11 protein-coding genes are annotated in these 13,109 nt (G+C 33.3%); 2 read left to right on the top strand and 9 right to left on the bottom strand.

All coding sequences use genetic code 11. The annotated features are described in order from the left end of the window. The 3 genes from ccoN to AC3QL1_RS12480 form a co-directional block, all read right to left on the bottom strand. Entirely contained in the window at window positions 1-2,190 is a 2,190-nt protein-coding gene (gene ccoN, locus AC3QL1_RS12490; protein WP_492491770.1) for a cytochrome-c oxidase, cbb3-type subunit I, read from the bottom strand. 2 nt (window positions 2,191-2,192) lie between these two features. Then, on the bottom strand, window positions 2,193-2,384 hold the full coding sequence (gene ccoS, locus AC3QL1_RS12485) for a cbb3-type cytochrome oxidase assembly protein CcoS (RefSeq protein WP_264537031.1): 192 nt from the start codon (window positions 2,382-2,384) through the stop codon (window positions 2,193-2,195). A gap of 135 nt (window positions 2,385-2,519) precedes the next feature. Then, window positions 2,520-4,907: a heavy metal translocating P-type ATPase gene (locus AC3QL1_RS12480; protein ID WP_492491769.1), complete on the bottom strand. Its 2,388-nt coding sequence runs from the start codon at window positions 4,905-4,907 to the stop codon at window positions 2,520-2,522. A 202-nt stretch (window positions 4,908-5,109) separates the two neighbouring features. On the opposite strand from AC3QL1_RS12480, the gene AC3QL1_RS12475 reads away from it, so the two are divergent. After that, window positions 5,110-5,790: a Crp/Fnr family transcriptional regulator gene (locus AC3QL1_RS12475; RefSeq protein ID WP_492491768.1), complete on the top strand. Its 681-nt coding sequence runs from the start codon at window positions 5,110-5,112 to the stop codon at window positions 5,788-5,790. Here the strand turns inward: AC3QL1_RS12475 and mazG are convergent, their stop codons facing one another. The 3 genes from mazG to def form a co-directional block, all read right to left on the bottom strand. Continuing rightward, window positions 5,791-6,561, bottom strand: coding sequence for a nucleoside triphosphate pyrophosphohydrolase (gene mazG, locus AC3QL1_RS12470; RefSeq protein WP_492491766.1), 771 nt, complete (start codon window positions 6,559-6,561; stop codon window positions 5,791-5,793). 99 nt (window positions 6,562-6,660) lie between these two features. Then, window positions 6,661-7,146 (bottom strand): DUF5606 family protein, encoded by a 486-nt coding sequence (locus AC3QL1_RS12465; protein ID WP_492491764.1) that lies wholly within the window; start codon window positions 7,144-7,146, stop codon window positions 6,661-6,663. Window positions 7,147-7,204: 58 nt separating this feature from the next. Continuing rightward, complete coding sequence (gene def, locus AC3QL1_RS12460; RefSeq protein ID WP_492491763.1) at window positions 7,205-7,795, bottom strand: peptide deformylase; 591 nt, start codon at window positions 7,793-7,795, stop codon at window positions 7,205-7,207. A 197-nt stretch (window positions 7,796-7,992) separates the two neighbouring features. Here def and AC3QL1_RS12455 point away from each other — a divergent pair, with 197 nt between their 5' ends. Continuing rightward, entirely contained in the window at window positions 7,993-10,215 is a 2,223-nt protein-coding gene (locus AC3QL1_RS12455; RefSeq protein ID WP_492491762.1) for an FUSC family protein, read from the top strand. A 38-nt stretch (window positions 10,216-10,253) separates the two neighbouring features. On the opposite strand, the gene AC3QL1_RS12450 is transcribed toward AC3QL1_RS12455, so the two are convergent. From AC3QL1_RS12450 to AC3QL1_RS12440, 3 genes are all read right to left on the bottom strand, one after another. Continuing rightward, the gene (locus AC3QL1_RS12450; RefSeq protein ID WP_492491760.1) at window positions 10,254-11,750 is read right to left on the bottom strand and encodes a malate:quinone oxidoreductase; all 1,497 of its coding nucleotides are present in this window, start codon (window positions 11,748-11,750) and stop codon (window positions 10,254-10,256) included. A gap of 121 nt (window positions 11,751-11,871) precedes the next feature. Then, the gene (gene ruvX / locus AC3QL1_RS12445) at window positions 11,872-12,288 is read right to left on the bottom strand and encodes a Holliday junction resolvase RuvX (RefSeq protein WP_089352364.1); all 417 of its coding nucleotides are present in this window, start codon (window positions 12,286-12,288) and stop codon (window positions 11,872-11,874) included. Between the two features lie 175 nt (window positions 12,289-12,463). After that, window positions 12,464-13,102: a PAS domain-containing protein gene (locus AC3QL1_RS12440; RefSeq protein ID WP_492497574.1), complete on the bottom strand. Its 639-nt coding sequence runs from the start codon at window positions 13,100-13,102 to the stop codon at window positions 12,464-12,466. Window positions 13,103-13,109: the final 7 nt, after the last annotated feature.

Below are 13,109 nucleotides of genomic sequence, written 5' to 3'. Positions count from 1 at the left end.
CTATAATTTAGAAGTCTCTTTTACTTTTATGTCGGTTCCAAGTCTTTGTATATAAGCTATCAGAGCAACAATTTCTCTTTCATTCATCGGAACAAATTTTTCTCTTCTTGCCGCTGCATTTCTCTTGCTTTCCTCATAACTTTTTACAAAATCAGGATCGTTTTCAAGACTTTTCTCTATTGAAATTGCCTGAGTTCTTAATGTTTGCTGCGCATTTGAAATTTCAGATTCAGAATACGGAACACCTAAAGAAACCATTGCCTGCATTTTCTTCTGGGTTAAAGAAATATCCATCGGTTTATTATCAAATAACCATTTATAACCTGGCATAATTGAACCTGCAGAAATACTTTGCGGATTCCAGAAATGGTTAAAGTGCCAATTGTCATTATACTTTCCACCGACTCTTAACAAATCCGGACCTGTACGTTTTGATCCCCAAAGGAATGGATGATCGTAAACAAATTCACCCGCTTTTGATTGTGGCCCATAACGTTCAACCTCACTTCTGAATGGTCGAACTGATTGTGAGTGACAGCCTACGCAACCTTCTCTAATATATAAATCACGTCCCTCCAATTCTAAAGGTGAATAAGGTTTTACACTTGAAATGGTTGGAATATTTGATTTCACCATAATAGTTGGCACAATCTGGATTACACCTCCAATTAAAATGGCAATTGTCGCCAAAATCGTTAACTGAATTGGTTTTCTTTCTAACCACGAGTGGAATTTCTCTCCATTTACTCTACCGCTGCTAATTCTTTGTAAAGCAGGTGCCTGAGCTAATTCATCTTCTACCGGTTCTCCAGCTTTAACCGTCATGATAATATTGTAAACCAATGTTAACATACCAATTAAATACAATGAACCTCCAATCGCTCTCATCCAATACATTGGCATAATTTGAGTAACCGTTTCAAGGAAATTTCCATAAGTTAAAGTTCCGTCAGGATTAAATTGTTTCCACATTGAGGCCTGAAGAAAACCTGCAACATACATTGGTACAGCATATAAAATGATTCCTAACGTACCAATCCAGAAATGGAAATTTGCAAGTTTATTAGAAAACAATTTACTTTTTGTCATTCTTGGCACTAACCAATAAATTATACCAAATGACATAAAACCATTCCATGCTAAAGCTCCAACGTGTACGTGTGCAATAATCCAGTCTGTATAGTGAGCAATAGCATTTACATTTTTTAATGAAAGCATCGGACCTTCAAAAGTTGCCATTCCGTATCCTGTAATGGCTACTACAAAGAATTTCAAAACCGGTTCTTCACGAACTTTATCCCATGCACCTCTTAAAGTCAGAAGTCCGTTGATCATTCCTCCCCAGGATGGTGCAATTAACATGATAGAAAATGCAACACCTAGATTTTGCGCCCAGTTTGGCAATGCAGAATATAATAAATGGTGCGGTCCTGCCCAGATATAAATAAAGATTAAGGACCAGAAATGTATAATTGATAAACGATAAGAATAAATTGGTCGGTTTGCTACTTTTGGAACAAAGTAATACATCAAACCTAAAAATGGCGTTGTTAAGAAAAATGCAACCGCATTATGACCGTACCACCATTGTACCAATGCATCCTGAACTCCTGCATAAACGGAATAACTTTTAAGAGCTGAAACCGGAAGTTCAATATTATTGAAAATATGCAAAACAGCAACTGTTACAAACGTAGCAAGATAAAACCAGATAGCAACATACAAATGACGCTCTCTACGGCGTAACATTGTACCTATCATGTTGATTCCCATTACTACCCAAATTAACGCTATGGCAATATCAATTGGCCATTCGAGTTCTGCGTATTCTTTTGAAGAGGTATAACCTAAAGGCAATGTAATAGCAGCTGCAACAATGATAAGCTGCCATCCCCAAAAGTGCAGGTCACTTAAAAAATCACTAAACATTCTGGCTTTTAACAACCTTTGTAACGAGTAATACATACCGGCGAAAAATGCATTACCAACAAAAGCAAAAATAACTGCATTGGTATGCAAAGGCCTTAAACGACCGTAACTAAGCCATGAAATCCCATCTGTGATATTGGGAAAAAGGTACATAACCGCCAGGGTTAGCCCTACTAACATACCCACAACTCCAAAAAGGATCGTGGCGTAAATGAATTTTTTTACAATTTTGTTGTCGTAATAAAACTGTTCCATTTCCATAATTATACTTGTTTTTCTTCGGTTGGTGAAATATTATTTTTTGAAATAACCTTGGTCTCGTCGTCAAAAAGCATTCTGACCGACGGAGTATAATCATCATCATATTGTCCTGATTTTACAGCGACAATAAAGGCAATAAAGAAACAGATTGCGACAAAAATACTTACTGAAATTAATAGATAAATGACACTCATACCCTAAATTTATGTTAACAAAATTAATAGGTAACAGGCGGGTAAAATATGATAATTATCATATTTGAAGAGATATGTTAAAGTTTTGAATAGATTTTATAAATGTAGGAAAAATAATAATATAATTATTTATAATCATTTTAAACTACTGTTACTGAAATAATTAGACATTAAAGTAACAAAACTTACAATCGTAATTGTACTCAACGGCATAATTATAGCAGCAACTAAAGGAAGTAAATTTCCAGTGACAGCAAAGGATAAACCAACAATGTTATAAAGGAGAGACAAGACAAAGCTCATCTTAATTATCGAAATGGAGTTATGGGATAACTTTAAAAAATAATCTAATCTTGAAAATTCGCCTGCATCCAAAATTGCGTCGCAAGCAGGAGAAAAAACATTGACATTTTCAGAAATAGAGATTCCGACATTACTTTGAGCCAAAGCACCGGCATCGTTTAACCCGTCTCCAACCATCATTACATTCTGTCCTTTTTCCTGAAGTTTCTTTATAAACTCTAGCTTTTGTTCGGGTTTTTGATTAAAAATAAGTTCTCTATTTTTTGGTAAAATTGCTTCGAGGCTTTCTCTTTCTCCATCATTATCACCGGACAACACCTTTATTTGGTAGGTTTTACTCAGTTTTAAAAATAATTCCTGCAAACCTTCACGATATTTATTTTTAAATACAAATCTGCCAGAATAAACATTATCTATCTTAATATGAAGCGAAGTTTTTTCTGTTTCTGATATTTCTATAAGTGAATCTTTGACGAATTCTGCTGAGCCAATCTGAATTTGTTTGTCCTGAATCATTGCCTGAATTCCCTTTCCTGTTATTTCCTGAAAATCGTCAATTTTGATTCTCTTTGTTTCAGGTAAAAAGTCATATAACATTCTACTTAAAGGATGATTTGAAGCACGAAGTACATTTTTAATCAGGATATAATTTTCTTCCGAAATTAATTCGCCTTCATAGGTGATATCTGCTTTTTTATTTGTTGTAATTGTACCTGTTTTATCAAAAACTATAGTATCAACTTTTGCCAATTGTTCTATAACCAAAGCATTTTTAAGATACATTTTTTGTTTACCTAAAATTCTCAGAATATTACCAAAAGTAAACGGAGCTGTAAGTGCCAATGCGCAAGGACATGCTACAATAAGTACTGCTGTAAACACATTAAAAGCGATATTAGCATCAATAAAAATCCAATAACCTAAACCGGCAAAGGCTATCAACAATAATATTGGTGTAAAATATCTGCTAATCGTATCAGTAATTGTTTTATACTTTTGATCTACATTTTTTTGAAAGATTTCATTACTCCACAATTGTGTCAGGTAACTTTGTGAAACGGAATGCAAAACTTCCATTTCGATAATTTTACCAATCTGCTTTCCTCCTGCAAAAATTTTGTCTCCGGATTGTTTGGTTATCGGAATTGCTTCTCCTGTTACAAAACTATAATCTATTTCAGCTTTTTCACTTATTAAAATTCCATCAACCGGAATTAATTCCTGATTTCGAATTAATAATCGATTGCCTTTTAAAACATCATATATAGGAACACTTTCTTCAGTTGTATCTGGATTTATCTTAGTAACAGCGATAGGAAAATAGGATTTAAAATCTCTTTCAAAACTTAAAAAACTATAGGTTTTAATTTGAAACATTTTTCCCAGCAGCATAAAGAAAACCAAACCTGTTAAACTGTCAAAGAAACCCGGACCATAATCCATAATCATATCAAAAGTACTTCGGATAAACATTACGATAATTCCTAAAGCGATCGGAATATCAATGCTTAACATATTAGATTTAATACTTTTATAAGCTGAAACATAATAACCGCTTGCCGAATATAAAAAACTTGGCAATGACAGCATAAAAATTAAAGCTCTGAAGAAGGGTTTATAATTATCGAGCCAAAACTCTTTAATTTCAAAATATTCGGGAAAGGAAAGTAACATGATATTTCCAAAGCAAAAAAAGGCAACTCCTAATTTATAGGTAAGAGTTCTGTCTATATTGTTTTTGCCCGTTTCATAATTTTCAAGACTTATATAGGGTTCATAGCCTATTGAACTAAGCATATAAACGATTTCTTTTAGCGAAACAACATCAGAATTATAAGTAATTCGAACTTTTTTATCTGGAAAATTAACCTGAGAAATACTGATTCCGGATTGTAATCGGTTGAGGTTTTCAAGAATCCAAATACAAGAACTACAATGAATGTGCGGTATATTTAAGGAAACAATAGAAGTATTACCTTCCTGAAATTCTAAAATTTTTGATAAGATAGCTTCATTATCCAGAAAATCATATTTTCCTTTAATGTCTTGAGGAGTAGCACCGGGTGATTTTTCAAAATCGTAATAGCAAGTTAAATCATTGAGACTAAAAATTTCGTAAACTGTTTTACAGCCATTACAACAAAACTTTTTTTCATCAAAATTGATTTCTTCATTTTTAGCAATGGTCAGCCCACAATGAAAACAACTTTGCTCACTCATAATTTGTTTTTTTTAACTTATGCAAAGTTTATAAATTGCAAAAGACTATAAATATGACATTTATCATAGTTTATTAAATTATGATTCTAAAGTACTAAAAATAAAAAAGGCAAATTGCGATTAAACTTTTTTTATTAATTTTTTCTCCTTTAGTAGTGTTTTTAGATACTAATATTAGTTAATTTTGCTTAAAATTTTTGTCATGAATAAATGTGACCAATGTATCGTTCGCCAGCTAACTTCGCTGCAAGCCTTAAACAAAGATGAAGTTATAAAACTTGCCAATAGTAAAACTACTTATACTATTAAAAAAGGAGAAGCAATTTTTGAAGAAGGAGAAATAACCAATGGTGTTTTTTGTGTGAAAGACGGAGTTGGAAAACTTTCAAAACTTAGTGCTAACGGGAAAGATCAGATTGTAAAACTAGTTAAATCTGGAGAACTTTTAGGACAACGTTCTATGATTAGTAACGAACCTGCGAACCTTACTGCAAAAGCTGTTGCAGATATGGAAGTTTGTTTTATTCCGAAATCTGAAATTATTGGTTTCTTTAATAATAACAATCAGTTTTCTATGAAATTGATGCAATCTGTATGCGAAGACCTTAAGGAATCTGAAAACGATAAAATAGCCTTAGTTCAAAAAACCGTAAAACAAAGACTGGCAGAAACATTACTTTATCTTCATGATTTTTTTGGAGAAAATGAGGACAAAACCCTAAAAGTGCAACTTACAAGAGAAGAATTAGCCGGAATGATAGGAACGGCAACCGAAAGCTGTATTCGTTTACTATCTGATTTTAATAAATTAGAATTAATAGAATTGGTGGGCAAAAAAATCTTGCTTAAAAATGTAAAAGCATTAAAAAAACTAGCTGAATAATCAGAGTTTTTTAGCTTCATTCCAAAACACATCCATTTCTGCAAGTGTCATGTCCATTAACGGTTTTCCTAGCTCACCTGCTTTACTTTCAAGATATTGAAAACGTTTAATGAACTTTTTATTAGTGCGTTCTAATGCGTCTTCAGGGTTAATATTTAAAAAACGGGCGTAATTAATCATGGAGAATAACACATCTCCAAATTCAGCTTCAATTTTATCGGGATCACCGGCCGCAACTTCTACCTGAAGTTCCTGTAATTCTTCCTGAACTTTATCCCAAACCTGATGCGGTTCTTCCCAGTCAAAGCCAACGCCTTTTACTTTATCCTGAATTCGGCTTGCTTTAACTAATGCCGGTAAACTTCTTGGAACTCCTTCTAAAACAGATTTTTTTCCTTCTTTTAATTTTAGTTTTTCCCAGTTCTGTTTTACTTCTTCTTCGTCCTTTACAACTGTATCACTATAAATATGAGGATGGCGGTGAATTAGTTTTTCGCAAATTTCATTGCAGACATCAGCGATATCAAAATCATTGGTTTCTGACCCTATTTTTGCATAAAAAACAATGTGCAGTAATAAATCTCCTAACTCTTTTTTTACTTCATTTAGATCATTATCCAAAATTGCATCTCCCAATTCATACGTTTCTTCGATTGTAAGATGTCTCAGTGTCTGCAAAGTCTGCTTTTTATCCCAAGGACATTGCTCACGCAACTCATCCATTATAATTAATAATCGTTCGAAAGCCTGAAGTTGAAGTTCTTTACTCATTTTAGAAGTTTTTTTGGATTGTAAACCGAATGTTGTAAAAGTAAAAAATCCTGTCAAGAAAACTCTCAACAGGATTAATATATTTAATGGAAGATATGACTATTCTTCTTTTTTAGCTTTTGCTTTTTTAGCAGCCGGAGCTTTCTTTGGTTTTTCTTCAGCAACCGTAGTTTCTTCTTTAGTTTCAGCCGGAGCCGGAGCCAAATCTGTAACTAAACCTTTAGCCTGAAGTGTATTGTACCAGTTTAATACTTTTTTAATATCAGAAGGATAAACTCTTTCTTCATCAAAATCAGGTAAAATTTCTTTAAAGTAAGCTGTTAATGTCGCATTATCTTCTTTGTGAGAAATCGCCTGGCCATTCTTCTCTTTTTTTGCAATAAGCTGCATTACTTCAGTCAACGGTTTTTCGCCTTCGTAAGTATAGATTGAAATCTCAGATAATAAGCTTACATTACTTTTTAAGTTTACTGTAATTTTTTTTCCGTCTGTTAATGATTCTGCCACAAAACCTGTACGAGTTTGCACTTTCAATACATATAAACCTGGTTTCCCAGAAATGGCTAAAATTTTCTCTAAATTCATGTTTATTAAAATTAGTATTAAGAATTTCTTTTTTTTGCGTTCTTTATCCGAACATCATTTATCTCCCTTTTTTTGCCGCAGCAAATTTCATTCTATATTCCTGAAAAGTTTTTCCTTCAGTAATATTTTTCAATTTCTTCTGAATCAAACGTTTTTTCAAAGAAGATATTTTATCCGTAAATAAAATCCCTTCAATATGATCGTATTCATGCTGAATAACTCTGGCGATTAATCCGTCAAAAACTTCGGTTTTCATTACAAAATCTTCCTCGCAGTATTCAATTGTTACGGTTGGTTTTCTATAAACATCTTCACGAACATCCGGAATACTCAGGCAGCCTTCGTTAAAACTCCACTCCTCACCTTCTTCTTTAACAATTTTAGCATTGATAAAAGTTTTTTTGAAACCTTTTAAATCACTTTGCTCTTTTTTCGACACATCTTCATCATCGCTAAAAGGTGTTGTGTCAATAACAAACACTCGAATTGCCATACCAACCTGCGGTGCAGCCAATCCTACGCCGAAAGCATTGTACATGGTTTCATACATGTTTGCTATTGTTTCTTTTAAGTTGGGATAATCCGGCGTAATTGCCGCGCCCACTTTTCTTAAAACAGGATCACCATATCCTACAATTGGTAAAATCATTCGTATTAATTTAAGTTTTATCTGCTGAAAACATTGAAATTTGCTCTCATAATTCAGCTGGCAAAAATAGTAAAAAATAGTCAATGAATAATTGTAAACACACATTAATCGCATTTTTGACTGCTTATTAAAATCTCATCTATAATTATGCCAAATTAATTCGTACAATTCTTACCTTTGCTAGTAAACCTAATTATATGTACGAACGTATCACAAAATTCACAAACAGTACTTCTTTTTTTAATGCTTCAAAAGTAACCATTGCTTCTGTTGTTCCTGTTTTAATTTTGAATTTTCTAGGCTACTTCGAAATTGGTTTTACTATTGCGCTTGGTGCTTTTTTTACTTATCCAAGTGATATTCCGAGTACTTTAAAACATAAGGTTAAAGGACTTATTGTTGCTTCGTTTATTGTTTCAGGAGTTAACTTGCTGGTCAATTTAGCGTATCCTTTTCCATTTTTATTTTATCCGTTTTTAGGTTTATTGCTTTTTTTATGCTCCATGATTTCTGTTTACGGGCAGCGAGCAACTTTGGTTTCGTTCTCGGCATTACTTTCTATTTCTTTATCATTTGGTCATTTACACCAGGGCTGGGAAGCTTTTCAATATTCAGGTTTTATATTTATTGGGGGAATTTTATATTTGATTGTATCTATGGTATTCCACTTTGTACATCCTTATAAATATGTCGAATTACAAATTGCCGAAGGCATAAAGTTAACAGCCAAATATTTAAAACTGAGAGGAGATTTATGGAGTCCGGAAGCCAAACGAACGGCTATTATTGAAAAACAATTAGCGCTTCAGGTTGAATTAAATTTAATTAATGAAGATTTACGAAAAGTACTTATCGGAAACCAAAACACCTCTGCAGCAACAAGCCAAAACAGAAAAATGCTGCTTGTTTTTATTACTTTGGTTGAAATTCAGGAACTTGCGTTATACACTTCATTTGATCACAGTAAACTTCATGAAAAATTTTCCCGTCATCCCGAAGTTTTGCGAACGTATCAAAATGTAGCTTACAAACTGGCTTCTACTTTAAAAAAACTATCTAAAAACGTACATCATATTGCTGTTTATGTTGACAAACACGATTTAAAAAATGAACTTGACGCACTTGAATTTGCCATTTTTGACTATGAAAAAACGTTAGGCAGAGACGAAGCCGCCGAAGGTGTTTTGATGTTAACCAATATGCTGAAATATGCTAAAAACCAAGTTGGAAAAATCAAAATTATACAAAGGGCTTTTTCACTTGCAATGCAATCTTATAAATTAAAAGATAAAGACAAAGAGCTGGAAAAATTCCTCACTCCTCAATATTATCCATTACGCACGCTGACAGAAAATATGAGTTTTTCGTCTTCAATTTTTAGGCATTCGCTGCGTTTGACTATTACTATTCTGATCGGTTTTATCATTGGAAAATTTCTGCCTTTTCAAAATGTATATTGGATTTTATTAACCATTGTGGTCATCATGCGACCTGGTTATGGGTTGACAAAAGAAAGGTCTTATAACCGAATTTTCGGAACTATTTTAGGGGGATTACTTGCTTTTGGGATTGTTTCATTAGTTCAAAACCATGTTGCGCTGAGTATTTTCTCTATTGTTTGTATGTTGCTTGGAATTTCATTTACGCAAATCAACTATAAAATAAGTGCCACTTTTGTAACGATGTACGTTGTTTTTATTTACGGAATTTTAACGCCAAATGTGGTTGAAGTAATCCAGTTTCGAATATTAGATTCAATTGCCGGTGCCCTTTTAGCTTTTTTAGCCAATCAGTTTTTATGGCCGGCCTGGGAATTTATAAACACACCGATACATATTGAAAATTCGGTTCGTGCCAACAGAAATTATCTGAAACAAATTGCAGATTTCTATAATAAAAAAGGCGAAGTTCCAACTGCATACAGACTGGCCAGAAAAAATGCATTTGTTGAAATCGGAAATTTAATGACTTCTTTTCAGCGAATGATGCAAGAACCCAAATCAAAGCAAAAGACCTTGCCGTTAGTGAATAAATTGGTCGTATTAAATCATTCTTTACTTTCGGCATTGGCTTCTTTATCGACGTATATTCAATCACATCAAACAACATCGGCATCAGAATCATTCAATTATATTATAAAAACTATTTTATTGAATCTGGATCATTCTATTTCGATTTTAAAAAACGAAACTATTGTAACGGATACTTTTTTTGAAAAAGAAGATGTGACTTTGCAATTTGAAGAACTTAAACGTATTAATTTTAATCGTTTGGCAACAGATGATGAACTTGACAAAGAGACGCGTCAGGCAAAAATGCAGGAAGCCCAAATGGTTATCGAACAATTGATCTGGATGAGTAATCTTGCAGAGAAGATTTTAAAGAACACAAAAGACCTTAAAGCAACAAATCCAGATTAATTCATCTGGATTTGTTGTTTATATGTAGAATTTAAATCTTAATTATTAAGTTTTAAAACTTCTGATGTATGCTTTCTCATTTCTTGTAAAAGCTCAGGTTTATCGTTTAAGGTTTGTCCGTAAGAAGGAATCATGTTTTTCATTTTTGCTTCCCATTCCGGTGTTTTAATTTGATTGGTAAAACATCTGCTTATTAAGTCAATCATAATCGAAACTGCTGTAGATGCTCCCGGAGAAGCGCCTAATAAAACTGCTAAAGTTCCGTCATGTGTATTGATTACTTCTGTACCAAATTCTAAAACCCCGCCTTCTTTTTCGTCCTTTTTAATAACCTGAACACGTTGTCCGGCTCTTTCTAATTTCCAGTCTTTAGAACGTGCTGTCGGCAAATATTCGCGAAGTGCATTCATTCTGTCTTTTGGAGACTGACGAACCTGCTCGATCAAATATTTAGTCAAAGGTATATTGTGATATCCCGCTGATAACATTGGGATTAAATTGTTTGCTTTTATAGATAATGGTAAATCAAGATACGATCCGTTTTTTAAGAAACGAGTCGAAAATCCTGCGAAAGGCCCAAAAAGAAGTGCTTTCTCACCATCAATTACACGTGTATCAATATGCGGAACTGACATTGGAGGCGCTCCAACACTTGCTTTTCCGTATACTTTTGCCTGGTGTTTTGCAATTACTTCCGGATTTGTACATTTTAGCCATTGTCCGCTTACAGGAAAACCGCCATAACCATTTCCTTCCGGAACATTTGCTTTTTCTAACAATGGTAATGAACCTCCGCCTGCACCAATAAAAACAAATTTAGTATAAGCTTTTCTGGTATTACCGGTTGATAAATCAGTAATTTTAATTCTCCATGATTTATCTTCGCGTTGTCTTAACTTTTTAACTTCGTGATTAAAATGCAAAGAAACACCATCCAGTTTTTCTAAATAATTGAACATGCTTCTGGTTAAGGCACCAAAATTCACATCGGTACCAATAGGCATATGAGTTGCAGCTAATTTTTCAGTATTTTCTCTGCCTTCCATTACAAGCGGCATCCATTGTTTTAATTGCTCAAAATCTGTACTAAAAGTCATTTGAGAAAAAATTGGATTGCTTTGTAAGGCTTCGAATCTGTTTTTAAGATATTCTACGTTTTTATCGCCCCATACAAAACTCATGTGGGGAACACTTTTTATAAAATTTTCGGGAGACGGAACTTTATTTTGCTGCACTAAATACGACCAGAATTGGCGTGAAACCTCAAATGATTCTGCTATACTTATTGCTTTTTTGGGATCAATACTTCCGTCAGCCTTTTCGGGCGTGTAGTTTAATTCACAAAAGGCAGAATGACCGGTTCCTGCATTATTCCAGGCATCAGAACTTTCGGCAGCAGCAACATCAAGTCTTTCGTAAATTTCAATTTTAATATCGGGTTGTAACTCTTTCAAAATCACTCCAAGAGTGGCACTCATAATTCCAGCTCCAATCAGTACTACATCACTATTTGAACGTATCGTTTCGTCAGGCATAACAGTATTTATTTTAAAATGCAAAGGTACTTTATATAATTGCAAAAAAAAAACTAATTTTCCATGATAAAAGTTATGTTTTTCTAAAAAACAAAGCGATATGTGAATTCAATAAAAAAACCTAAAATCTTTTAGAGGATAGATAATCCTGAAGCATTATTGTGGCCGAAATTTCATCGATCAATCCTTTGTTCTGACGCTGTTTTTTACTGAGTCCGCTATCGATCATGGTTTGGAATGCCATTTTTGAAGTAAAACGTTCATCAACACGAACGACTTTCATATCCGGAAAAATATTCGAAAAATGAGTTACGAATCCTTTCACTATTGAAGCGCTTTCAGACGGCTGTCCATTCATTTGTTTGGGTTCACCGATTAATACAGCTTCGACTTTTTCTTTTGCAAAATAGTCTTTCAGAAAATCAATTACAGTATTTGTTGGAATCGTAGTCAAGCCGGAAGCTATAATCTGCATTTCATCTGTAACAGCAATTCCGGTGCGTTTTTGTCCGTAGTCTATGGAGAGGATTCTTGGCATTTTGATTTTTATTCAAAGATAGAAAGGAAAATCAAAATTAAATAGAAACTCTTGAAGTTTGTATCTTATAAGATTTAAAGTCACAAAAAATCCGCTTTGAAAACTCAAAACGGATCTTTTACCAAATATTTAAAAACCTAAAAATTCAAATATTCAAACCTAAAAAAATCGATAATTATCTATTAAATAAACGTTTAAAGAAACCTCTTTCCTCCTCTTCCTCTTCTTCGTGGATTTGTTCTTCATATTGAGCAAATTTTGCATGCCCCTTTTCATGTTCAAAAATTAAGTCTTTAATATATTCTACATAACTTTTCTTTTTTTCTTCCAAAAAACCAATCAGATATTTTTCACTGAATTCCATTCCGCTTGCTGCTTCAATTTGCAGTAATTTTTTATATAAAGGCTCAATATGCAAGGCAATAACTTCTTGTGGAACCGCTTGTCTTCTTCCGAAATAATTCACAATAACATCATTTTCGTCTCTCGAAATTTCAAAATCAGTAATTACCCAATAATACCTTCCCGATTTAGCCAGATTTTTTACAATAGCATGAAAGTTTTTTCCTTTTTTAAGATTTTCCCATAATACTTTAAAAATTACTTTTGGCATATCCGGATGGCGAATGATATTATGAGGCTGTCCCATTAATTCATAATCCTCGTAACCTGAAACATCAACAAATACTTCATTTGCATATTCTATAATACCAAATGCATTTGTTTTACTCATAATAACCTGAGTTTTGTCCCATGAAACTTCTTTATCTATAATAGTTCGCTCTTGTCTCTGAAGTTGGTTTTCCTGATTCATATTTATG

The sequence above is a fragment of the Flavobacterium sp. GW823-FHT04A11 genome, assembly GCF_058796535.1.
Note: the sequence above shows the minus strand (reverse complement) of the source record. Positions and strands in the feature narration are given on the sequence as shown.

Excerpts from the sequence above, each read along its gene's own strand:
- AC3QL1_RS12440 (WP_492497574.1), bottom strand. The coding sequence starts at position 13,102 with ATGAATCAGGAAAACCAACTTCAGAGACAAGAGCGAACTATTATAGAT.
- AC3QL1_RS12450 (WP_492491760.1), bottom strand. The coding sequence starts at position 11,750 with ATGCCTGACGAAACGATACGTTCAAATAGTGATGTAGTACTGATTGGA.
- AC3QL1_RS12475 (WP_492491768.1), top strand. The coding sequence starts at position 5,110 with ATGAATAAATGTGACCAATGTATCGTTCGCCAGCTAACTTCGCTGCAA.
- ruvX (WP_089352364.1), bottom strand. The coding sequence starts at position 12,288 with ATGCCAAGAATCCTCTCCATAGACTACGGACAAAAACGCACCGGAATT.
- ccoN (WP_492491770.1), bottom strand. The coding sequence starts at position 2,190 with ATGGAAATGGAACAGTTTTATTACGACAACAAAATTGTAAAAAAATTC.
- AC3QL1_RS12465 (WP_492491764.1), bottom strand. The coding sequence starts at position 7,146 with ATGAATTTAGAGAAAATTTTAGCCATTTCTGGGAAACCAGGTTTATAT.
- AC3QL1_RS12455 (WP_492491762.1), top strand. The coding sequence starts at position 7,993 with ATGTACGAACGTATCACAAAATTCACAAACAGTACTTCTTTTTTTAAT.
- def (WP_492491763.1), bottom strand. The coding sequence starts at position 7,795 with ATGATTTTACCAATTGTAGGATATGGTGATCCTGTTTTAAGAAAAGTG.
- AC3QL1_RS12480 (WP_492491769.1), bottom strand. The coding sequence starts at position 4,907 with ATGAGTGAGCAAAGTTGTTTTCATTGTGGGCTGACCATTGCTAAAAAT.
- ccoS (WP_264537031.1), bottom strand. The coding sequence starts at position 2,384 with ATGAGTGTCATTTATCTATTAATTTCAGTAAGTATTTTTGTCGCAATC.
- mazG (WP_492491766.1), bottom strand. The coding sequence starts at position 6,561 with ATGAGTAAAGAACTTCAACTTCAGGCTTTCGAACGATTATTAATTATA.